Source organism: Curtobacterium sp. MCJR17_055, from assembly GCF_003224335.1.
Classification (GTDB): Bacteria; Actinomycetota; Actinomycetes; order Actinomycetales; family Microbacteriaceae; genus Curtobacterium.
Map to the genome: position 1 here is coordinate 242,815 of NZ_QKLF01000006.1, position 22,116 is coordinate 264,930.

20 protein-coding genes and 1 tRNA gene are annotated in these 22,116 nt (G+C 71.9%); 9 read left to right on the forward strand and 12 right to left on the reverse strand.

Annotation, left to right across the window (positions count from 1 at the left end; genetic code table 11):
• Positions 1 to 127: 127 nt before the first annotated feature.
• From DEJ16_RS14815 to DEJ16_RS14825, 3 genes are all read right to left on the reverse strand, one after another.
• Positions 128 to 1,942 carry a thiamine pyrophosphate-requiring protein gene (locus tag DEJ16_RS14815; protein WP_110826013.1) on the reverse strand — a complete coding sequence of 605 codons (1,815 nt, stop codon included), beginning with the start codon at positions 1,940 to 1,942 and terminating at the stop codon, positions 128 to 130.
• Positions 1,943 to 2,062: 120 nt separating this feature from the next.
• On the reverse strand, positions 2,063 to 2,986 hold the full coding sequence (locus DEJ16_RS14820) for a sugar phosphate isomerase/epimerase (RefSeq protein WP_110826014.1): 924 nt from the start codon (positions 2,984 to 2,986) through the stop codon (positions 2,063 to 2,065).
• Positions 2,983 to 4,200 (reverse strand): Gfo/Idh/MocA family protein, encoded by a 1,218-nt coding sequence (locus DEJ16_RS14825; RefSeq protein WP_110826015.1) that lies wholly within the window; start codon positions 4,198 to 4,200, stop codon positions 2,983 to 2,985. The genes DEJ16_RS14820 and DEJ16_RS14825 overlap by 4 nt, the downstream gene beginning before the upstream one ends.
• A 97-nt stretch (positions 4,201 to 4,297) precedes the next feature.
• Between DEJ16_RS14825 and DEJ16_RS14830 the strand changes: the two genes are divergently transcribed.
• The 4 genes from DEJ16_RS14830 (at position 4,298) to DEJ16_RS14845 (ending at position 8,298) form a co-directional block, all read left to right on the forward strand.
• Positions 4,298 to 5,719, forward strand: a complete 1,422-nt coding sequence (locus tag DEJ16_RS14830) for a glucose-6-phosphate dehydrogenase (protein ID WP_110826016.1) — start codon at positions 4,298 to 4,300, stop codon at positions 5,717 to 5,719.
• A gap of 39 nt (positions 5,720 to 5,758) precedes the next feature.
• Positions 5,759 to 6,544 carry a dienelactone hydrolase family protein gene (locus DEJ16_RS14835; RefSeq protein ID WP_110826017.1) on the forward strand — a complete coding sequence of 262 codons (786 nt, stop codon included), beginning with the start codon at positions 5,759 to 5,761 and terminating at the stop codon, positions 6,542 to 6,544.
• 92 nt (positions 6,545 to 6,636) lie between these two features.
• Positions 6,637 to 6,709, forward strand: a tRNA-Arg gene (locus DEJ16_RS14840).
• A gap of 110 nt (positions 6,710 to 6,819) precedes the next feature.
• Entirely contained in the window at positions 6,820 to 8,298 is a 1,479-nt protein-coding gene (locus DEJ16_RS14845; protein WP_110826018.1) for an aminotransferase class I/II-fold pyridoxal phosphate-dependent enzyme, read from the forward strand.
• 95 nt (positions 8,299 to 8,393) lie between these two features.
• Here the strand turns inward: DEJ16_RS14845 and DEJ16_RS14850 are convergent, their stop codons facing one another.
• The 7 genes from DEJ16_RS14850 to DEJ16_RS14880 form a co-directional block, all read right to left on the reverse strand.
• A complete protein-coding gene (locus DEJ16_RS14850; RefSeq protein WP_146232905.1) occupies positions 8,394 to 9,011 on the reverse strand; it encodes a pyridoxal 5'-phosphate synthase in 618 nt (205 codons plus the stop codon).
• Positions 9,008 to 9,796, reverse strand: a complete 789-nt coding sequence (locus DEJ16_RS14855) for a creatininase family protein (protein WP_110826019.1) — start codon at positions 9,794 to 9,796, stop codon at positions 9,008 to 9,010. The genes DEJ16_RS14850 and DEJ16_RS14855 overlap by 4 nt, the downstream gene beginning before the upstream one ends.
• Positions 9,793 to 11,172, reverse strand: coding sequence for an FAD-binding oxidoreductase (locus tag DEJ16_RS14860; RefSeq protein ID WP_110826020.1), 1,380 nt, complete (start codon positions 11,170 to 11,172; stop codon positions 9,793 to 9,795). Before DEJ16_RS14860 ends, DEJ16_RS14855 begins: the two co-directional genes overlap by 4 nt.
• A gap of 100 nt (positions 11,173 to 11,272) precedes the next feature.
• The gene (locus DEJ16_RS14865; protein ID WP_110826021.1) at positions 11,273 to 12,463 is read right to left on the reverse strand and encodes an ABC transporter substrate-binding protein; all 1,191 of its coding nucleotides are present in this window, start codon (positions 12,461 to 12,463) and stop codon (positions 11,273 to 11,275) included.
• A 76-nt stretch (positions 12,464 to 12,539) separates the two neighbouring features.
• Positions 12,540 to 13,409: an ABC transporter permease gene (locus DEJ16_RS14870; RefSeq protein WP_110826022.1), complete on the reverse strand. Its 870-nt coding sequence runs from the start codon at positions 13,407 to 13,409 to the stop codon at positions 12,540 to 12,542.
• Positions 13,409 to 14,176 carry an ABC transporter ATP-binding protein gene (locus DEJ16_RS14875; protein WP_220032715.1) on the reverse strand — a complete coding sequence of 256 codons (768 nt, stop codon included), beginning with the start codon at positions 14,174 to 14,176 and terminating at the stop codon, positions 13,409 to 13,411. The genes DEJ16_RS14870 and DEJ16_RS14875 overlap by 1 nt, the downstream gene beginning before the upstream one ends.
• A 35-nt stretch (positions 14,177 to 14,211) precedes the next feature.
• Positions 14,212 to 15,504: an amidohydrolase family protein gene (locus DEJ16_RS14880; RefSeq protein WP_110826023.1), complete on the reverse strand. Its 1,293-nt coding sequence runs from the start codon at positions 15,502 to 15,504 to the stop codon at positions 14,212 to 14,214.
• Between the two features lie 153 nt (positions 15,505 to 15,657).
• On the opposite strand from DEJ16_RS14880, the gene DEJ16_RS14885 reads away from it, so the two are divergent.
• Together DEJ16_RS14885 and DEJ16_RS14890 are read left to right on the forward strand one after the other, a co-directional pair.
• Positions 15,658 to 16,314 (forward strand): helix-turn-helix domain-containing protein, encoded by a 657-nt coding sequence (locus DEJ16_RS14885; protein ID WP_110826024.1) that lies wholly within the window; start codon positions 15,658 to 15,660, stop codon positions 16,312 to 16,314.
• The gene (locus DEJ16_RS14890; protein ID WP_258366013.1) at positions 16,311 to 17,303 is read left to right on the forward strand and encodes a PDR/VanB family oxidoreductase; all 993 of its coding nucleotides are present in this window, start codon (positions 16,311 to 16,313) and stop codon (positions 17,301 to 17,303) included. The genes DEJ16_RS14885 and DEJ16_RS14890 overlap by 4 nt, the downstream gene beginning before the upstream one ends.
• A 65-nt stretch (positions 17,304 to 17,368) precedes the next feature.
• Here DEJ16_RS14890 and DEJ16_RS14895 read toward each other — a convergent pair whose 3' ends face one another.
• Entirely contained in the window at positions 17,369 to 18,766 is a 1,398-nt protein-coding gene (locus DEJ16_RS14895; RefSeq protein ID WP_110826025.1) for an amidohydrolase family protein, read from the reverse strand.
• A gap of 321 nt (positions 18,767 to 19,087) precedes the next feature.
• Between DEJ16_RS14895 and DEJ16_RS14900 the strand changes: the two genes are divergently transcribed.
• From DEJ16_RS14900 to DEJ16_RS14910, 3 genes are all read left to right on the forward strand, one after another.
• The gene (locus tag DEJ16_RS14900; protein WP_181419625.1) at positions 19,088 to 19,579 is read left to right on the forward strand and encodes an HTTM domain-containing protein; all 492 of its coding nucleotides are present in this window, start codon (positions 19,088 to 19,090) and stop codon (positions 19,577 to 19,579) included.
• Positions 19,576 to 20,040 (forward strand): hypothetical protein, encoded by a 465-nt coding sequence (locus DEJ16_RS14905; protein ID WP_110826027.1) that lies wholly within the window; start codon positions 19,576 to 19,578, stop codon positions 20,038 to 20,040. Before DEJ16_RS14900 ends, DEJ16_RS14905 begins: the two co-directional genes overlap by 4 nt.
• Positions 20,041 to 20,230: 190 nt before the next feature.
• Positions 20,231 to 21,523: an amidohydrolase family protein gene (locus tag DEJ16_RS14910; RefSeq protein WP_110826028.1), complete on the forward strand. Its 1,293-nt coding sequence runs from the start codon at positions 20,231 to 20,233 to the stop codon at positions 21,521 to 21,523.
• A gap of 39 nt (positions 21,524 to 21,562) precedes the next feature.
• Here the strand turns inward: DEJ16_RS14910 and DEJ16_RS14915 are convergent, their stop codons facing one another.
• Entirely contained in the window at positions 21,563 to 21,787 is a 225-nt protein-coding gene (locus tag DEJ16_RS14915) for a PLDc N-terminal domain-containing protein (RefSeq protein WP_110826029.1), read from the reverse strand.
• Positions 21,788 to 22,116: the final 329 nt, after the last annotated feature.

Consider the following 22,116-nt stretch of genomic DNA (forward strand, 5'->3'; position numbering starts at 1 on the left):
TGCCCCCGGTTGGGGGACACGACCTCACGAACCTACGAGGACCCACAGCCGACACGCCAGGACGGCGTCGCCTCCGTAACACGGTGTTCAACTGCGGGGCACGACCCGCCCCGTGCGACCGCGGTCGTCAGTCGCGGCCGAGGGCGCCCTTCGCCCGCTCGACGACCTCCGCCGCCATCGCCTTCGCGGAGTCCTTCACCACGTCGAACTCGACCGGGTCGCCCTTGAGCAGGCTCTTCGCGGTGTTGACGGCGTACTCCGCGGTGATGTGCGGCGGCAGCGGGGGCACACTCCGGCTCACGTACGCGTCGATGAGGGTCACGCCCGGGAACGCGAACGCCCGCTCCACGGCCGCGTCGACCTCGTCGTCGCTGTGCACGGCGATGCCCTGGAAGCCCAAGAGTTCGGCGTACCCGGCGTAGTCCATCGTCTCGACGTCCTGCGAGCCGCGCCACATCGGGTTGCCGTCCTCGGTGCGCATCTCCCACGAGACCTGGCCGAGGTCGTCGTTGTGCATCACCACGATGACGAGCTGCTTGTCCTCCCACCGGTCCATGTACTTCTTCACGGTGATGAGCTCGTTCATGCCGAGCATCTGGAACGCGCCGTCGCCGATCGTGCACACGGCCGGGCGGTCCGGGAAGGCGAACTTCGCGGTGACGGCGTACGGCATCGCGGCGAGCATCGTCGCGAGCCGACCGGACATGTCCCCGTGCATGCCGCGGCGGAGCCGGATGTGGTGGCCGTACCAGTCGGCGGTGGTGCCGGCGTCGCAGGTCACGGTGACGCCCTCCGGCAGCCGCTCGTTCACGGCGCGGACGACCCGGCGCGGGTTGACCCCGTCGCTGTAGGCGACCTCGGCCTGGCGGGCCATCTCGGCCTCCCACTCGCGCATCTCGTCGGCGAGCTGCTCCTGCCATCCCAGGTCGGTCTTCTGCTCGAGGAGCGGGAGCACGGCGTCGAGCGTGGCCCCGACGTCGCCCCACATGTTGAGTTCGTTCGGGTAGCGCAGGCCGAGCTGCTCCGGCTTGATGTCGACCTGGATCCCGCGCGCCTGCCCGACCGCGGGCAGGTACTCGCCGTACGGGTAGTTCGTGCCGAGGAGCACGATCGTGTCGCACTCCTTGATCTGCGTCAGGCTGGGGCGGGAGCCGAGGAGCCCGACCTGCTGCGTGTGGTACGGAACGTCGGACGGCACGACGTCCTTGCCGCGGAGCGCCGTGATGATGCCGGCGCCGGCCTTCTCGGCGGCCGCGAGGACCTGGTCCGTCGCACCTCGGGCACCGGCGCCGACCAGGAAGGTCACCTTCTCCCCGGCGTTGATGATGTCCGCCATCTTCCGGATGTCCTCCGCCGGCGGTGTGATGCGCGTCGACGCGGGGACGTCGCTCGACCGGGACACCCAGTGCTCCGCGCCGGGCTCCGACCACGTCATCGCCTGCACGTCGTGGGGGAGCACGACCACGGCGGGTTGCTTGCGGAGCATCGCGGTGCGGAACGCGGTGTCGATGACGACCCCGGCGGCGTCCGGCGATGCGATCGTCTGCACGTAGCACGCGACGTCGGCGAACACGCGCTCGAGGTTCGACTCCTGCTGCGTGAACGTGCCGACCGCGGCGAGACCCTGCTGCCCGACGATCGCGACGACGGGCTGGTTGTCCATCTGGGCGTCGTACAGGCCGTTGAGCATGTGGAACGCACCGGGGCTCGAGGTCGCGATGCAGACGCCGACCTCGCCGGTGAACTTCGCGTGCGCGGTCGCCATGAGCGCGGCGATCTCCTCGTGTGTGGGGCGGATGTACTCGACGCCCTCGCCCTTGCCGTCGGCCTTGCCGAGCGCGCCGTCGAACTCGCCGATGCCGTCACCCGGGTAGCCGTACACCCGGGTCACGCCCCAGGCCTTGATCCGGTCGAGGACGAACTCACTCACGTTCTGGCTCATGGGACCAGGGTGCTCGCGGTGTGTCCGTGCGTTCCCAGCACCCGGTCACCGGACGGGAGGCCCGGGTCAGCAACCGACGTCGGTCCCGCGATCCGGGCCTCCCGTCCGGCGGCGACGCCGCTACTCGGCGGCGATGAGCGGCCGGAGCGTCCGGTGGGCGATCCGGAGACCTTCGAGGACCTTCACGTCCTCGCCGCCCCAGAGCGGGTCCTCGTGCTCGACGGACAGCGTGCCGTCGAACCCGGCCTCGTAGAGCCGGTCGACCACGCGGGGCCAGTCGACGACCCCGCGGCCGGGGACCCGGAACCGCCACCAGCCCATCTCCCACGGGTCCTCGCCCTTGTCGACCTTGCCGAAGAAGCCGTACTCGTTCCGTCTGCCGGGGAAGAGCTCGACGTCCTTCGCCTGCGCGTGCACGATGTGCTCGGCGAACGGCAGGATCGTCTCGACGGGGTCGATGCCGATCCAGGTGAGGTGCGACGGGTCCCAGTTCAGCCCGAAGCCGAGTCCGGTGACCCACTCCCAGAGCTCGGGCGAGTACGCGATGTTGCCCGGGTAGCCGTCCGGGTGCCAGCCCTCCATGACGCAGTTCTCGATGACGAGCCGCACCCCGCGCTCGCCGGCGTAGTCGACGAGCTCGGGCAGGACCCGGTCGCCCTCGGCCATGTTCTCGCGCACCGACTTCGTCATGTCGCGGCCGACGAAGGTGCCGACGTACGGCACACCGAGCAGCTGCGCGGCGTCGACCGCGTGCCTGAGGTGGGTGCGGACCTCCTCGCGGCGGGCGGGGTCCTGGTGCAGGTTGTTCTCGTAGTAGGCCAGCGCGCTGATCTCGAGGCCGGTGCGGTCGAGCAGCTCCCGGGTCGCCCGTGCGTCCTCGTCGGTGAAGGTGGCGACGGGCAGGTGCGCCGCCTCGAAGTCGCGTCCGCCGGTGCCGGGCCAGACGGCGACCTCGAGCCGCTCGTAGCCCTCGGCACTCGCGAACTCCGCGATGCGTGCCAGGTCCCATCCGGGCAGGCACGCGGTCAGCATCCCCAGCTTCATCGGATCTCCCTCCAGGCGGCGTCGCCGGCGCTGGCGACCACGGTGTCGATGATGCGCGCCGAGCGGGCCCCGTCCGCGAAGGTCGGCAGACCCTCCGGTGCGGTTCCGGTCGTGACGGCGGTGTAGGTGTCGGCGACGAACGCGGCGAACGCGTCGACGTAGCCCTGCGGGTGTCCGGACGGCACGACCGCCAGACGCCGCTGGTCGGGCGAGCCCTGGGACGGGTCCCGGACGACGATCTGCGCCCCGGTCTCGTTGCCGAACCAGGCGGTCTCGGGCTGCTCCTGGTCGAAGGCGGCCGACCCGAGGGTGCCGTCGACCTCGAACCACAGGCGGTTCTTCCGGCCGGCGGACACCTGCGAGATGACGACGTTGCCGATGCGCCCGGCGCCGGTGCGGAACGTCGCGACCGCGGTGTCCTCGGTCGTCACCTCGGCCCGTTCGGCAGCGTCGGCGATCGGGTCGGGGTCGGGTGTGCCGGAGAACGACATGCCTGAGGCAGCCGGACGGGTCGGGTGGACGATGTCGGTGACGGCGCTGACCGAGGCGAACTGCTCACCGGTGACGAACTCGACGAGGTCGCACCAGTGCGAGCCGATGTCGGCGAAGGCCCGGGAGAGCCCCCCAGCGCCGGAGTCGACCCGCCATGAGGACGCGTCCGAGTCGAGCATCCAGTCCTGCAGGTAGTGGCCGTGCACGGCGAGGACGCGGCCGAGCTCCCCGGCGCCGATGCGCGAGCGGATCTCCCGCACCATCGGGTGGTAGCGGTACACGAACGGGACCGTCGCGACGACCCCGGCGTCGGCGGCGGCCTGCTCGAGTTCGGCGGCCTGCGCGGCGGACACGGCGAGCGGCTTCTCGCACACGACGTTGATGCCCGCGCGGACGAGCGCGAGCGTCTGCGGGTGGTGCTGGTCGTTCGGCGTGCAGACGTGCACGACGTCGGGGCGGTCGGCGATCACCGCGTCCAGGTCGTCGTAGCCGCGGTCGAGCCCGAGCTGCGCGGCGACCTGTGCGGAGCGCTCCCGGTTCCGGCCGAGGACACCCAGCACCTCGGCGCCGGCGGCGCGCGCGGCACGGACGTGCACGGCCGCGATCATCCCGGTGCCGACCACGGCGACCCGGAGACGCCCGCCCTGCCGGGACGCGGACCGCGGCGGCCCGGCCAGCTGCTGGTCCACGTCGGGTGCGTGGACGGTGCCCTCTGTCGTCATGGTGCTCCCTCGCGCCGTGTCGACGCTCCTGTGCGTCGGCACCACCGTAGCGGGCGGACCCGGCCGTGTTCGGGAGCCGGTGAGTACGGTCTGGGGCATGGCGAGCCTCCAGACCACACTGCTCATCCTCGGAGCCAGCGGCGACCTGTCCAAGCGGTTGCTGCTCCCCGGCCTCGCGACGCTGCTCGACGTCAAGGACGACTGGGACGTCCAGCTGGTCGGCGCCGGCGTCGAGGACCTGTCCGACGCCGACTGGAAGCACCTCGTGCACGAGGCCTTCGAGAACGCCCAGGCGTCGAAGAACGAGGAGGACGAGGGCGCGACCGGCGATGGGCGACTGTCCCCGCGCCTCCAGGCCGTCGTCGACGGTTCGTCCTACCGCACGGCCGACGTCACGGACGCCGACGACCTGCGGACCCTGCTCGGCGACTGCCGACACGACCCGGCGATCTACTTCGCCCTGCCGCCGGCCGTCACCGAGAAGAGCTGCGAGCAGCTCGCCCACATCGACCTGCCGGCCCGGACGCGGCTCGCGCTCGAGAAGCCGTTCGGCACCGACGCCGAGAGCGCCGGGCACCTCAACGACCTGCTGCACTCCTTCCTGCCCGAGGAGCGCATCCACCGGGTGGACCACTTCCTCGGCCGGTCGACCGTCCTCAACCTGCTCGGGCTGCGCTTCGCCAACCGCATCATCGAGCCGCTGCTGTCCTCGCAGCACGTCGCGCGCGTCGACATCGTCTACGACGAGACCCTGGGCCTGGAGGGTCGCGCCCGCTACTACGACAAGGCCGGGGCGCTCGTCGACATGATCCAGAGCCACCTGCTGCAGGTGATGGCCGTCGTCGCGATGGAGGCCCCGGCCTCGATCGACGCCGACGACCTCCGCACGCAGAAGGAGCTCGTGCTCCGCGCCGTCCGGCCGTGGGGTGGAGACGTCGCGGCCGCGGGCAAGCGCGCGCGGTACACGGCCGGTTCGGTGGGGGACCGGTCGTTGCCGTCCTACGTGGACGAGGAGGGCGTGGACCCCGCCCTCGGCACCGAGACCCTGGCGCAGCTGAAGCTCGAGATCGCGAACTGGCGCTGGGCCGGGGTGCCGTTCACCCTGCGGTCCGGCAAGGCCCTGGGGAAGCAGCGCCGCGAGATCCTCATCACGTTCAAGGACTCGCCGCACGTCCCGAACGGCCTCACCGGAGCGGTGCTGCCGGACCGGCTCTGCATCTGGATCGCCCCGGACGAGATGCAGCTCGAGCTCAACGTCAACGGCCCGGGCGACCCGTACACGGTCGACCACACCGCGCTGACGACGACGTTCAACCCCGGACGGCTGAGTGCCTACGGCGAGGTGCTCGCCGGCGTCTTGGAGGGGGACGCGACGCTGTCGGTACGCGGGGACAGCGCCGTGCAGGGGTGGAAGGTCGTCGAGCCGTTCCTCGCCGCCTGGCGGGCCGGGACGACCCCGCTCGACGAGTACGCCGCCGGGTCGGGCGGGCCGGACAGCTGGGACAACGTCGACAGCTGACGGGACGGTCCCCGGGACGGGAGCGTAACGTCCGCAGGCGTGACCACGATCGACGCGATACTGCAGACCGTTCCCGAACCCGCCGGTGCCGACATCCGTGTCGAGACCGTGCACTACGACTCCGACGGCACCGACCTGGAGGGCGTGCTCGCGAAGGACGCCGCCGTCGCCGGCCCCCGTCCGGCGGTGCTCGTCGTCCACGACTGGCACGGCGTCAACGAACACGTCGAGGCACGCGTGACCATGCTCGCCCGCCTCGGCTACGTCGCCTTCGGCGCGGACGTCTACGGCGCGGGCATCCGCCCCGGCGACGACACCGCCGCCGAGGTCGCCGGCCGGTTCTACGGCGACAACGCCCTGTTCCGCACGCGCCTGCGCGCCGGACTCGACCGCCTGCTCGCGGACCCGGACGTCGACGCCACGAAGGTCGTCGTCATGGGCTACTGCTTCGGCGGGACCGGCGCACTCGAACTCGCCCGCACCGGTGCCGAGCTGGTCGGTGCGGTGGCGTTCCACGGCGGCCTGCTCACCCACGACCCCTCCGACGCGCACGACATCCGCGCGAAGCTCCTCGTGCTCACCGGCGGCGCTGACCCGGTCGTCCCGGACGAGGCCGTGCACGCCTGGCAGGACGAGATGCGCGGCGCTCCGGAGGTGGACTGGCAGGTCGTGACCTACGCGGACGCCATGCACGCGTTCGCCGTCCCCGGGACGAACGCACCCGACCACGGTGCGCAGTACCAGGAGCGCGCCGACCGTCGCTCGTGGCAGGCCCTGCAGGTGTTCCTCGCCGAGGTCTTCGACGAGGAGCTCGCCGGCGCCTGACCCGGCGACACGCCGAGCGGGCGGGCTCGATGCCTCCGATTGGCGCTGCGAGCGGAGCTGTTGTAGAGTCTTCCACGGCTCGCAAGGGCCACGCGCTCGTAGCTCAATGGATAGAGCATCTGACTACGGATCAGAAGGTTGGGGGTTCGAGTCCCTTCGAGCGCACAGTACCGCAACACCACGAAGGCCCCGGAGACCACCTCCGGGGCCTTCGTCGTCCTCCGAGGCACACGAGGCTGGATCACCCACCACGGCCGCCGGACTACACGGGGACCATGCCTGACGATCTCGACCAGACGGCCGCTCCGTTCCTCGACGCGCTGCGGGACCACCACGCCATGAACCGGTACAGCTTCTCGCCGCCCGGGCACCGGCAGGGCCGCGGGGTCGACACCGAGACGCTGTCGGTGCTCGGGTCGGACCCGTTCCGCAACGACGTGCTCGCCAGTGGTGGCCTCGACGACCGGACGTCGTCGAACGGCTACCTCGCGACCGCAGAGGCCCTGATGGCAGACGCCGTGGGCGCGGACAAGGTCTTCTTCTCGACCTGCGGCAGCTCGCTGTCGGTCAAGGCGGCGATGCTCTCGGTCGGCGGAGTGGACGGCGGGATCGTCATCGGCCGGGATGCGCACAAGTCGGTCACGGCCGGCCTGGTGTTCTCCGGGCTGCAGCCCTACTGGGTCGAACCCCGGATCGACGCCGACCAGGGGATCTCGCACCCGCCGTCGCCCGAGGACTACGCCGCGGTCTGGGACGCCCACCCGGACGCGGCCGCTGCGCTGGTCGTCAGTCCCACCCCGTACGGCACCTGCGCCGACATCGAGGGCATCGCCGCGGTCTGTCACGAGCGCGGCAAGCCCCTCATCGTCGACGAGGCGTGGGGTGCGCACCTGCCGTTCTCCGAACACCTGCCCTCCTGGGCGATGAGTGCGGGCGCCGACGTGTGCGTCACGAGCGTGCACAAGATGGGCCTCGGCTTCGAGCAGGGCTCCGTCCTGCACCTCCGGGGCGACCTCGTCGACCACGACCACCTCTGGGCCTGCGCCGACATGCTCATGACCACCAGCCCGAACGTGCTCGTCTACGCCGCGATGGACGGCTGGCGGCGACACATGGTGCAGGACGGTGCCGAGCGGATCGCGCGTGCGATCGAACTCGCCGACCGCACCCGGGAGCGCATCGACGCCATCGACGGGATCAGCGTGCTGCACGACGAGCTCCTGCACGCGGAGGCCTCGCACGAGCTCGACCCGATGCGCATGCTGCTCGACGTCCAGGCGCTCGGGATCAACGGGTACCACGCGCTCGACTGGATCCGGGAGCACCACCAGATCGACCTCGGGCTGTCCGACCACCGGCACCTGGGCGTCGACATCTCGATCGCCGACGACGAGTTCACGACCGATCGGCTCGTGCAGGCACTCGAGGCCCTCGCTGCCACGGCGCCCGGACTCGACCAGGACCCGCCGGTGCAGCTGCCCGGCCGCGCGGGCATCGTGCTCGAGTCGGTGGTGACGCCGCGCGAGGCGTTCTTCGCCCCGGCCGAGTCCGTCCCGGCGGAGGAGGCGGCCGGACGGATCGCGGCCGAGCAGGCGACGCCCTACCCGCCCGGCATCCCCGCGTACGTGCCGGGGGAGCGGATCACCACCGAGGTCATCGAGTACCTGCGGAGTGGTCTGGAGGCGGGCATGGTCCTGCCGGACCCGACCGACGGCAGCCTCGGCACCATCCGCGTCATGCGCGACGTGCGGTAGCGGGAGGGCGGCCCGGCCACTCCGGCGACTCAGCCCGGCCAGCCCAGCGACTCACCCCGGCCAGCCCAGCGACTCACCCCGGCCAGCCCGGCGACTCACCCCGGCCAGGCCTCGCGCCGCCACCCACCGTCCGCGTCGCGCTCGTACGCCAGCCGGTTGCTCGGCCCGTCCGTCGCGCCCTGCCAGAACAGCATCCGCAGCGGCGTCAGCGCGTAGCCGCCCCACGTCGTCGGCGGCTCGAGTGGGCCGTCGCCACGCTCCCGGCCGAACGCCGTCCACCGCTCGCGACGGAGCTCGGCCGTCGCACCCGCCAGGTCGGCGTCGTTCACCCAGGCGAGCACCTGCAGGTACCGGGTCCGCGCGCCGTAGGCGAGCCGGGCCTCCCGGTCGGTGACCGGCGCGACGTCCCCGGCCACGACGAGCTGGCGGGCGGCCTCCGGCCAGACGATCGTCACGGAGGCCCGGGGGACGGCCGCCAGTTCGGCCGCCTTCCGGCTCCGGGTGTCGGTGTGGAAGTGCAGGCGCCGTCCGTCGAACCGGGACAGCAGGACGGTGCGGGCGGACGGGTAGCCGTCCAGCCCGATCGTGGACAGGGTCATCGTCGGGCCCGGTGCCGACCCGTCCACCGGGAGCCAGGCCGCGGCGAGCACGAGCGGCTCCGCGGGCGGCGGTCCGTCGACGGTCGCCGCGGCCTCGCCCGGCAGCACGGTCACCGCGGACCGGCGGGGTCGAAGCGGGCGATCTCGTGCAGCGAGGCCACCGCCTCGGCGAGGGAGTGCTCCCACAGGGCCGCGCCGTACGAGGCGGAGGCACGAATCGCGTCCCCGACGACACCGGGCGTGCCGAAATCGTCCGACAACCACCCGAACGACACCGGACCGCCGTTGAACGCGATCTTCGAGAACCCGGCGATGTGCTCCGGCACCCAGCGTTCGGCGAGCGTCATGTCGACCAGGTCCGGGCGCAGGTGCAGGATCATCGACGTCTCCGCCGCACCGCCGTGGATGCCGAGGCCGAGTTCGTCCGCGTCCTCGCCGTCCGGACCCGGCACGCGGGCGAGCGTCGGCATGAGGAACGTCTTCAGGCCGTACCGCTTCCGGATCTCGCGGAGGGCGACCTGCAGCAGCGCGACGTTGCCGCCGTGCCCGTTCGCGAACACGAGCGTGCCGGCCCCGGTGCGGGCGACGGCGCGGCCGATCTGCACGACCGTCTCGAACATCGTCGACGCGTCGAGCCACACGGTGCCCGGCGCCCAGCTGTGCTCGTCGGACTTCGTGAACGCCAGGGTGGGCAGCTGCCAGACGTCGAGCCCCTCGGCCGCGGCCTGCTCGACCGCCGCGCCGCCGATGTGGTCGGCGAGCAGGAAGTCGGTGAGCAGCGGCAGGTGCGGGCCGTGGTGCTCGACCGCTCCGGTCGGCTGGACGACGACGGTGTCCGCCGTGAAGCCGGCGGCGACGGCCGGACCCGACAGCTCCGCGAGCTTCCGCGTGCCGCTCACTTGCCGAAGCCCGGGACGGCCGGCTGCGCTGACGCGGTCGACCCGCCGGACTCGACGAGCGACGGGTCGATGACGTGCCCCGGGTTGAGCAGCCCGTCCGGATCGGTGCGCTGCTTCAGGGCGAGCAGCTCCTCCACCCCGTGGTCGACGTAGTACTGGTGGGGGCTGTGGACCCGGACACCGAGGTCGCGGAGCAGCGGGTAGCCGGCGTAGACGTCCTCCGCCCCGGTGTACGGCGCGGTGAGCATGCCGATCGGGCCGAGGTGCGCCGCCTCGATGTGGAGCATGCCGCCGGGGTAGACGGCCTCGACCTCGGCGATCCGGTCGATGAGCGCCTCGCCGCCGACCTCGACGTGGAAGTACTCGGTGTCCGGGGTGTTCCGCTTCAGCCACCAGATCGGGTGGTTGTACGACAGCATCGACACCTTCGTGGTCTGCTGCAGCCCCTCGCGCACGTCCTCGACAGTGCCGCCGGCGAAGGTGATGAGGTCCTGCGCCTCGTCGAGCGCCGCCGCGTCGATGATGCCGCGCAGGCTGGCCCGGTCGGCGGCGATGGCCGGGTCCGTCGGGAGGGTGGCCGCGATCGCGGCGCGGTCGGCGCTGACGAGCCGCGGCACCGGGGTGAGGCCGCGCAGGGTGCGCACCGCGACGAGCGCCTGCTCGAACGTCGGGAAGGTCGCGTACACGGCACGCCAGTCCTGCAGCGGTTCGAGCCGGACGGTCGCTCGGGCGATGACCCCGGCCGTGCCGTACGTGTGCACGAAGGGCTGCGCCTCGTCACCCTCGACGTGCCGCAGACCCGGCTCACCCGGCAGCGCGATGTCGAGCGCCGTGACGAAGCCCTGCCAGTTCGACCCGTGCGCGATCGACCCGGTGCCGCCGGAGCCGCCGGACAGGAAGCCGCCGATCGTCGACTGCGCGGTGGACGGGTACATCCACAGCTGCTGCCCGGCGGCCGCGGCGGCCTGCTCGAGGGCGACCATCGACGTGCCGGCCTCGGCGGTGATCCAGCCGTCCCCGACCTCGACGACGGCGCGGGCACGGGAGGTGTCGAGGACCAGGCCGCCGTGCAGGGGGATGCCCTGCCCGTAGTTGCCGGTGCCCTTGCCGCGGGTGGTCACGGGGACGCCGTGCCGGACGGCGGCGTGCAGGGTGGCGGCGATCTCGTCGGCGTTCGCGGGGGAGGCGACGAGGTCGGCGAGCCCGAGCGGCAGCTGCTCGCTGAGGATCGGGCTCATGGTCGCCTCGTCAACGGAGGCGCGTGCGCGCGTCCGTTCGTCGGCGCTGACACCGCGCTCGCCGAGGAGGTCGACGAGCTCGGCGCGGAGCGCCTCGATGGTGGTGGGGGAGACGGAGACGGGGGTGACGATGGTCATGGCTGCTCCTGCTGCGAGGGAGGTGGGGGACCGACGGGAGGCCCGACACGCGTGCGGTGTCGCGCCTCCCGTCGGTGGATGGTCGGCCGGGCCGGACCGGCTAGAAGCCGAGCGAGATCGAGTCGTCGAGGAACTCGTTCGTGTACAGGTCGGAGGGCGCGAGGTCCTTCTTCATGTTCCCGCCGGAGCCGGAGAAGACGGGCGTGGCCTTCTCGATGAAGTCGGCCATGCGCTGCTCGTCCATGTCGCCCACGTACCCGTTGTCACCGTCCGTGGCGATGCCGCGCTTCTGCATCTGCTCGGCCGCGAACGCACCGACCTTCGAGTCGTACGTCCAGCCGTTGTTGTACTGCTGCACGAGCTGCGTGATGAGGTCGTTCGTCGCGGCGGGCGACTCCAGGTAGTCCACGTCGGCCTGCTGCATGACCGGCACCAGCTTCTCGAGGCACGGCTTCAGTTCGGACATCTGGTCCGAGCGGACGGACATCGTCTCGGGGTAAGGGTTCCAGCCGGTGCTCGAGATGAGAGCCGACTCGACCTTCTTGCCCCAGGCGGCGACCTGGTTCTTGTACACGTACGGCTCGGCGGTGGCGAAGCCCTGCTGGGCGTCCTTGCCGCCGGCTGAGACGAACTTGGACGGGGTGCCGTCGTAGCTGCCGTCGAGGACGCTCTTCGGCAGGATGCCGGACTGCTCGAGGTACGACATGTAGGCGGCGTCGTTGAAGTAGCGGACCACGCCGTCGTTCTCCTCGAGTGCCTTGCCGAGGCTCTCGATGCTGTCGACGTCCGGGTAGGTCGCCGGGTCCCACATGATCGCCATGGGGGACTGGTCGTTCTCGGCGAAGACGGCCGTCGTGGGCAGCTCGCCGGAGAACATGACCGCTTCGTCGGTGGAGACGTAGCCGAGCGTGATCGACTTGTCCTGGTACATCTGCGAGCTGACCTTGGAGTAGCCGATGGCCGGGCCACCGGCACGGATCTCGAGCTTGACGCCGGTCGGCTTGCCGTTCGCGACCAGGTCGCCCGTGACGGTCTTGCCCGAGGCGTTGATCGCCGGGTTCGCGCCGAGCATCTGGTACAGGTGGCCGTGCTCGCCCTCCGGGTTCCAGTCGGTCTGCACGACCACGGTCGCGGGGCAGACGTCGGAGAGGTCGACGGCCGGGCCGGTGGCGGCGCTCGTCGCAGCGGTGGTGGTGGCGCTCGTCGCCGAACCGCTCGCGCAGCCGGTGAGGGCGATCGCGGAGACGGTGAGGGCGGCGGTGACAGCGCCGAGTCGGGTGGTGGTGCGCATGGAGGCTCCGTTCGTGGTGCGGGTCTCGTGGTGCTGGGGCGGGTGCTGTGGGAGGGGAGGGGAGACGGGGATCGGCTCAGCCGAAGTCGTGCCAGCGGCCGACGGCCAGACGACCGAGCAGGCCGAAGACGAGGAACACCGCGACGCCGTAGAGCGAGGCGATGATGATGGTCGCGTAGAGCTCGGGTCCCATCAGCCGCGAGGCCGTCACCTGGATGAGGACGCCGAGGCCGGGGTTGCCGCGCTGGAAGAACTGGTCGCCGACGATGGCGCCGATGACGCTGAGGCCGGCCGAGGTGCGCAGGCCGACGAAGATCGACGGCAGGGCGGCGGGGACCTGCAGCTTCACGAGCTGGGCGAACCGGCCGGCACGCTGCAGGCGGAAGAGCTCGCGCTGCCCCTTGTCGGCCGACTGCAGGCCGAAGAGCGTGTTCGACACCATCGGGAACAGGGCGATCATCACGGTGACGATGACGCGGCTCGTGAACTCGTACCCGAACAGGGCGCCGATGAGCGGCACGAGCGCCAGGATCGGCACGCACTGCAGGACGACCGCGTACGGGTAGAGCGAGTTCTCGAGCCACTTCGCCTGGGCCATCGCCATCGCCCAGAGGACGCCGATGACGATGGCGAACAGCAGTCCGGTGAGCGAGACGACCGTCGTCCGGCCGAGTGCCGTCCACAGGTCGTGGCCGAAGGTCGAGGGTGCGCCGTTCATCCCGGTCGGTGCGACGATCGCCTTGAGCACGAGGTGCGGGTACGGCACGAGGAACGCCAGGCCCCGCACGTGGTCGTAGTAGGCGGCCGCGGCGTACCAGACGCCGACGAGCACCGCGAGGACGACGACGGGCTGCCACCAGGTGACCGACCGACGGGTGCGCGGGGTGGAGCGACGGGCGGCGGTGCGCGCGGTGCGGGCGTCCGCGACCTCCTGCAGCGTGACCATCAGCGGTGTCCTTCCCGGAGTGCGTGCGAGACCTCGCCGACCAGTTCGGCGAACTCGGGCGTGAAACGGATGTCGGGGTCACGGGGCATCGGGAACGGCACCGCGAAGCGCCCGACGATGCCGCCCGGACGGCCGGACATGACGACGACCTCGGTCGACAGGTAGACCGCCTCGGACACCGAGTGGGTGATGAAGAGCCCGGCGAACTGCTGCTCGACGAACAGGCGGAGCAGCTCGTCGTTCAGGCGCTCGCGGGTGATCTCGTCGAGGGCGCCGAACGGCTCGTCGAACAGGAACAGCTCCGGGTCGAGCGTCAGGGACCGGGCGAGTGACACGCGCATCCGCATGCCGCCGGAGAGCTGCTTCGGCAGGTTCGACTCGAAGCCGTTCAGCCCGACGAGGTCGATCGCGTGCGCCGCCTTCGCGGCCCGCTCGGCCTTCGGCACGTCCCCGAGTTCGGCGAGGAGCTCGACGTTGCCCTGCACGGTGCGCCACGGCAGGAGGGTGGCGTCCTGGAACACGTACCCGATCCGGTCGGCGGCGACCCCGGCCGTCCCGTCCGAGGCGGTCTCGAGGCCGGACGCGATCCGCAGCAGCGTCGACTTGCCGCAGCCGGAGGGGCCGACGACGGAGACGAACTGCCCGCGGTCGACGGTGAGGTCGACGCCCTGCAGCGCGATGGTGCCGTTCGGGAAGGTCATCTCGACGTTCCGGAAGTCGAGCAGCGTGTCCGTCGCGGTGACGGGGGCTGGTGCGGTGGTGGTCACGGGTACCTCGTGTTCTCGTGCATGGTGGTGCGCGGTCAGGGAACGGGGACGGTTGCGGGCTCGGGCACGGCGGGTGCCTGGGCGCGGGTGGGGGCGGCGACGCTGCGCTGCACCTCGGTGCGGGCGACGAGCCGTCCGCGGGACAGGACGATGCGGTCGGCCGGCGCGTTCGCGACCGCGTCGGTGACGCTGGTCGCGGCGACGGCGAGCAGGTCGGCGCGCGCCCCGACGACCGGGCCGGCGGCCGGGAGGCCCATCACACTCCGGGCGGCGACGCTCACCATCGCGTACGCGTCGTCGGGCGTCAGGTGTCCGGCGGTGACGAGGAGGGATGCGGTCTCGAGCGCGTCGCTGCGGCCGACCGGGTTGAACGGGTCGCGGACGTTGTCGGCGCCGGCGGCCACCCGGACCCCGGCGGCGAGGAGTGCGCGGATCGCCGTCAGGCCGCGCGGCGTCGACACCGGGTGCTGCCAGCCCTGCAGGTAGAGGTTCGTGATCGGCAGCGTGATGACGCCGATGTCCGCGGCGGCCACGTCGGCGACGACCTCGGCCAGCCGCTCCGGGCCGAGCGTGCCGAGCCGGACGCAGTGGCCGGCGGAGTACTGGCGGTCGCGCGGCCAGTCACGGACCGCCCGGGCGTAGTGGTCGAGCGTGACCGGCCCGTCGAGGCTCTCGTCGGCGTGCAGGTCGACCCCGAGGCCGCGGCGCCGGGCGATCGCGAGCAACCGGTCGACGTCGGCGAGCGGGTCCTCGGCGAGGTGCGGGGCGCCGCCGACCAGGTCGACGCCGAGGTCGAGCACCGCTTCGACGTGCTCGTCCGGCGCGAGCGGTCCGGCCAGGGCGACGAGCTCGATGTCCATGAGGTCGGCGAGTTCCTCGCGGACCTGCACGAGTGCCCGTGCTCCGCGGACGCTGTCGGCGACGCTCGCGGTGCCACCGTCGCTCAGGACGTCGACGTGGGTCCGGATCGCGGTCGTCCCGGCGGCGAGCATGGCGAGCGCCTGCGTCCGCGCCCGGTCGGCGATCTCCGCGACCGACATGGTCGAGGCGTGCGCCGCCCAGGCCGCGATGGCTGATCCGAGGTCGCCGAGCGGCGGCCGGATCCGGTCCGCGCTGAGGGCCTTGTCGAGGTGGGCGTGCGGCTCGGCGGGAGCGGGGAGCAGCAGGCGTCCGTCGAGGTCGAGCGTGTCCGCGTCGCTGGCTGCGAGTGTGCCCGCCGGCGTGACAGCGCTGACGGTGTCGCCGTCGATCGCGACGTCCACGAGCCTGCCGTCCGGCAGCAGCGCGGAGCGGAGGAGGGCGACCCGACGGGGCAGTGACGACTCCATGGGACCCTCTCGATCGTGTGTGACAATGTTGATCGCATCAACATCTTCGATGCTAGGGCGGCCGTGTTTCCCTCCGGTTTCGCGCCGGTTGCCGCCTGTGACGAGATGACGTGCACGGAACGCCCAGCCCCTCCCGTCCCCGATCGGAGCGCGATGCCCACCGAACTGACCGACACCGGACCGGCCACCGCTCCGACCCCCGCGGTCGAGCCCACGACCGATCGAGTCGTCGACGAACAGGCCCGCCGGATCGGCGCGCACGTCCGGACGCTCCGCCGCGCGGCACGGATGACGCTCGTGCAGCTCGCCGAGCGCACCGGCCTGTCGCACCCGTTCCTCAGCCAGGTCGAACGGGGTCACTCCCGCGCGAGCATGGTGTCGCTCGAGAAGATCGCCGGTGCGCTCGACACCACGCAGGTCGCCCTCCTCGCCGCCGGGGCACCGGTCCGCCAGGAGCCCGACGACCGACGGCCCGAGGTGCTCCGCGCCGGCGAGGGCGCCCGCGGCCCGTTCTCGAGCGGCGAGGCGCGGCTGCTCGTGCACGCCGGACCACACGCCTTCGAGCCGCTCGAGTGGAAGGGCGACAACACCGACCTCGGCGAGTACTTCGAGCACCACGAGGACGAGTTCCTGACGGTGCTCGCCGGTGCCGTCGTGCTCGACCTGCGCGGCCAGGACGTGCTGCGGCTCGGCCCCGGCGACTCGGCGTACTACCGCGGCGGGACCGGACACCGGTGGTGCAGTGCCGACGGCAGCGCGTTCCACCTCATCGTCGTCAAGGAGACGCCGCGGCCCGGAGTCGGCGCATGAGCGCGGGCATCAGCAACGGCGCGTACGGCACCGCCGTGCCGCAGACAGAGGCGCGACACCGGATGCGGATCGCGGCCCGGCGGCAGGTGGCTGCGGACGTCGTGACGCTCGACCTCGCCCCGCTCGACTCGGCGCCGCTGCCGGCATGGGAGCCCGGTGCCCACGTCGACCTCGGGGTGGCGCCCGGCGTCGAGCGACAGTACTCGCTCGTCACCACGACGGACGACGGACACTGGCGGGTGGCGGTCCTCCGCGAGGCGACCGGACGCGGTGGCTCGCTGGCCGTGCACGACCTGCTCCGCGTCGGCGACGACGTGACCGTGGGCGGCCCGCGGAACCACTTCGGCTTCGACCCCGGGCGTCCCGCGGTGTTCGTCGCCGGCGGGATCGGGATCACCCCGATCGTCGCGATGATCGCCGCGGCTGAGCGGGCCGGGACGCCGTGGGAGCTGCACTACGCCGGTCGGTCCCGCGACCGGATGGCGTTCGCCGACGAGCTCCTCGCGGCACACCCCGACCGGGTCACGCTCGCCGCCGCCGACGAGGCACCCCGGCTGGACGTGGTCGGGCTGCTCGCTGAGCCGCGCGACGCCGTCGTCTACTGCTGCGGCCCCCGCGGGCTGATGGACGCGGTCGAAACCGCCGCCGCGCACTGGCCGGCCGGCAGCGTCCGGGTCGAACGGTTCGAGCCCGTTGCGGACGTCGACGCCCCGGGGGAGGCGTTCGAGGTCGAGCTCACCCTGACCGGCACGACCGTCACCGTCCCCGCCGACCGGAGCCTGCTCGAGGTCGCGGAGGACGCCGGCGCGTTCGTGCTGTCGTCCTGCCGCGAGGGCACCTGCGGCACGTGCGAGACGCCCGTCCTCGAGGGGTCGGTCGACCACCGGGACACCGTGCTCAGTCCCGCGGAGCAGGCCGACGACCGCACGATGATGGTCTGCGTCAGCCGCGCGGCGGCCGGGTGCCCGCGCCTGGTGCTGGAGCTCTGACCGTCGGACGGGAGGCCCGGATCCGGCCGTGATCCGGGCCTCCCGTCCGGTGCTCGGTCGCTCCGTCAGGGGCGCTCGGTGTCGTCGAGCGGGGCACCCGTGAGCGCCGACAGGCGCTCCAGGCCGGCCTGCTCGACGAGCTGGCGGGCCAACGGACGGGCGCGCGCCACCGCCTCGCGGACGTCGACGCGGGTGACGTCGAAGTCGGCGAGGCTCAGTTCGCCGTCGACCCAGACGTCCTTGACCTCACGGCTGCCGGCGACGAACACGACCGCCTGGAACGGGTCGTGCACGTTGGCGAGGGTCGGGCTCTCGCCGTCGAACACGACGAGGTCGGCGCGCTTGCCGGGTTCGAGCGACCCGATCTCGTCCTCCATGCGCAGGGCCCGGGCGCCGCCGATGGTGCTCATCTCGAACGCCTCGCGGGCGGTCATCGCGGTCGCCTGCAGGTCGCGGATGCGTGCCAGGAGCGCGGCGGTCTTCATCGCCTGCAGGAAGTCCTGCGAGTCGTTCGACGCGGGACCGTCGACGCCGATGCCCACCGGGATGCCGAGCGCGCGGAGTTCGGCGACCGGGGCGATGCCGCTCGCCAGGATGCCGTTCGCCACCGGGTTGTGCGCGACGCCGACGCCGTTCGCCGCGTAGGTCTCGCGGTCCTGGCGGTCCATCCACACGCTGTGCGCGGCGATGACCGGCACCTCGAACATGCCCGTCGCCTCGGCGTACCCGATCGCCGTCCTCCCCGTGCGCTGGCGGGCGGCGGTGACTTCCTCGCGCACCTCGTGGAAGTGCACGTGCACGCCGTGGCCGCCGGCGACCGCGTAGTCGACGTGCTCCTGCCACGTCGCGTCGGTGTACCGGCCGATCGACGAGACGCCGACTCGGAACGAGCTGTAGCGGCTCGCCTCGGCGGCCTCACGGAGCGCGTCGAACTCCTCCAGGATCGGGGTCGCACCGAAGTCCCGGTCGACGTCTCCGGAGCCGAACGACACGACCCCGCGAAGCCCCAGCTCCTCGAGCGCCTGCACGACCCCCGGGGTCGCCGGCTCGCCGGGGATCGGGTCCGAGCAGAACATGTCGTTCGCCGTCGTCACGCCGCTCCGGAGCATCTGGATGCCCTGCAGCATGGTGCCCGCGTACGCCTTGTCGCGCGTCATCACCGGGTTGACGTGCGCGATGAGCGCGTTCAACCACTCCCACAGCGTGTACTGCGAGCCGATCCCCGTGATGAGCCCCTCGCTGAAGTGCCCGTGCGTGTTCACGAAGCCGGGCGTGACGACGTCGTTCGCCCCGCCACGCACGGCCACCTCCGGGTGCGCCGCCGACAGCTCGGCGAAGGTGCCGACCGCGGCGACCCGGGTCCCGTCGAGGAGCACCGCACCGTCCCGGATCGCGGACGGTGTGGCGGAGGCGTCGGGGGCGGCGGTCAGGACCCACCCGCCGCGGATCAGGGTCTGCGTCATGGGGAGAACCTAGGGACCCCGTGTTTCGCGGGTGTTCCCGTCCGGTTTCCCACTGGTGCTGGCGGCGCCGGCGGAACGACGCGGAGAACGGCTGAAGGGGTCACAGTCCTGCGGGAAGGAGGTCGTGTCCCGATCCGCAGGTGTTCTGAGCCCTAGTCGTGGTTGACATACTGAATGTAAGACGACGAGTATCGACGCCATGACCAGATTCGCGGAACACAGCCGATGCCGAACTCTGATGACGACCGGAGGAGTCGGGCTGGTCACTGCTGCGCTCATCGCCGGGACAGCGGTCCCCGGCGGCGGACCTCGTGGACGGCCGTGCAGCCGGAGCGTGCTCTGGGCGCGCGCGTCCTCGTCGCGTACTCCGCCCTCGCGCTCGCGAAGCTGCAGGTCGCGATTGTCTACCTCGTCGCCTGTCTCGGGAAGCTCAGCAGTGCAGAGTGGGTGAACGGCACTGCCCTCTTCTACTGGGTGCGGAACAACGTGTTCGGGGCACCGCCGCTCCTCCGGCCGGTGGCGGAATGGGTGACGATGCGCCCAGTGCTGGTCGCCGCTTCGTCCTGGGGAACGCTCGTGCTGGAGTTCAGTCTCGCGATCGCCGTGCTCCTGCCGACGCCGTTCCGATTGCGGATACTGCTGCCGATCGCACTCCTGTTCCATCTCGCCATCTGGCTGGTGCTCGGCGTGTCGAGCTTCGCGTTCGTGATGGGTGCCGCGCTGTTGATCTTGGTCGTCCCGGTCGGATGGTCACTCGTTCGACCGAGGATGTACCGGATCCGCTCGGGAAGAGAAAAGGAGACACCGGTATGACGGAGACGACGAACGGACCTGGCTGGATGAGGGTGCTCGGCGCTTTCCTCCTGCTCAGCTTCGGTGGCATGGTCGCCCTCATGGTCCTCCTCGTCCGTGAGATCGGAATCGGTCCCGCGACGTTGACGATGCTCCCCGCCGTGCTCGTACTCGGTGCCGGCTTCGTCCTCGTCACCGCCTCCGTGCGCGTGGACGTCGCTGACAGCGTCGACCTTCGGTTCTTCCCCCTCTGGCGTCGTCAGCTCGAGTACTCCGAGTTGGAATCCGTCAGGGTCGAAGAACAGAGTTGGTTCCGGTTCGGTGGTGTCGGCCTGCGGTGGAACGGCGCCGCGACGGGACTCATCCTCGGGAACCGGCCGGCAGTCGTCCTGCGGACCCGGAGGAATCATGAATACGTGGTGCAGTGCAGTGATCCGGAGCGTGTCGCCGAACACATCCGAGCCCGTCTGGTCGCGCGCTGAGGATCAATCGAGCCCGCTCCGTAGCCGGACGAGGACCTCGGTCATGCCGCTCGGCGCTGTGGAAGACGACCCCTCGTCTCACTGCTGAGAACGATCGGCAAGCTGTCTCAGCGATGAGACGAAGCTGCGGGATGACGAAGAGGTCCCTGTTCGACACCGTCCCGAAACACCGCGCTGCTACAAACGCTGCATGCTCTCCGTCACCGGCGCACACCGCGTCCTCGTCGACCCCCGTACCGAGCGTGACGGCGACGTCGTGGTCGACGACGGCAGTGCGGTCGCGACGACGCTCGACGCCTCGGGATGTGTCGTCACCGCCGGCCTCGTCAACGCACACCACCACCTGCTGCAGACGGCGTTCCGGACCCTCCCCGGGACCCGCGGTGTACCGATGGCGGACTGGCTGCCCACGATGGCCGGTGCGTACGGCCGGGTGGGCCACGACCCGGAGCTCTACAGACTGGCCGCTGCCGTCGGGGCCGCGGAGGGCCTCCTGTCCGGGGTCACCACCGTCGCCGACCACCACCTCAACTGGCCGGCGGACGCGACGGCGGACGACACGGTCGCGCTCGCCGCGGCCACGGTGGACGCAGTCCGCGGACTCGGCGGGCGGCTGGTGTTCGTCCGGGGGAGCGCCCGGGACGACCCTGAGCGGGCGGCCGCGTCGGCGGACGCGATCGTCACCGGACTGCTCCACGAGGACGCGGTCGGCGGCGTCGACCCCGACGGACGACTGCAGGTCGCGGTCGGCCCTGCGGGCGTGCACTCGGACGGCGAGGCGACGTTCCGTGCCCTCGGCGAGGTCGCCGCCCAGCACGGCCTGCGCCGACGCACGCAGGCGAACGAACAGGTCGACACCGCCATCGCCCTCGAGCGGTACGGACGACGCCCGCTCGACCTGCTCGAGCAGTGGGGGTGGCTCGCGCCCGACGTCACGATCGCGCACCTGTGCGACGTCACCGACGACGAGGTCACCCGCATCGCGGCTGCCGGGGTCACGGCCACGCACGCACCGGGGTGCGACGTGCCGATGGGGTGGGGGATCGCGCCGGTCGCGCGGCTCCTCGCCGCGGGCGTCCCGGTCGGTCTGGGCACCAGTGGCGGCGGCAGCAACGACGCCGGACACCTGCTCGCGGACGCCCGCCTGGCGATGCAGGTCTCCGCGCTCGTCGGGCCGCAGCTGCCCGCCCGACAGGTGCTCGGCACGGCGACCGAGGGGTCCGCCGTCGGTCTCGGGCGGCCGGAACTCGGACACCTCGGCGCCGGGTCGGCCGGGGACCTCTGCGTCTGGGACGTCTCCGGCGTCGCGGATGCCGGGGTCGCCGATCCGGTCGCCGGCCTCCTGTGGGCGTTCCCGGGGCGGCGGCCCCGCCACGTCGTCGTCGGTGGCCGCGTGGTCGTGCGGGACGGGAGACTCGTCACGGCTGACGAGGGCGAGCTGGCAGCCCGCCTGCGCGAGCGGTTGGCACGGACACCCGCGTGAGCCGCCGCGCGGGGCGCTCGGGCCGGTCGGTGGCTTCGGTCAGTGCGCGCGGTTCAGCCGGTCCGCGAGCCGCCCGAGTGCCCAGTTGAGCAGGAACCCGAGCGCGCCGAGGACCGGGAGCACCGCGATGACGACCGTCCAGACGACCTTCGCCAGCTGACTCCGCGTCCGGTCGCGCCACAGGACCACCAGCGCCCCGACCTCGAGCAGCATGATCACGAGCAGCACCGCGGCGTGCGTTCCGACAGCCAGGTTCCCGAACACGTCCCACCTCCGCTGGAGGGCTCGGTCGCACTCCGCTCCCGGAGTGTAGCGGCGTCGGGAACGGCGGACGAGCCTCCCGTCGGCGGTGGTCGCCTCCCGTCGGTCCTGCCGTGGTTCCGTGATTCGCGCATCTCGACGGTCGAGGTGCGCGGATTCCAGAACCGGGAGGGACGGTGGCGGGGTGTCGTGGAACCCGGGCGTCTGGTTCCGGGGACGCGAGAACGCCGTCCCGCGGTGTGCGGGACGGCGTTCTGGTGGTGCGTCAGATCGGGTGTTACTTGATCTGGGCGGTGATGGTGGCGGTGCCGACGAGCAGGCCGCGCTTGACG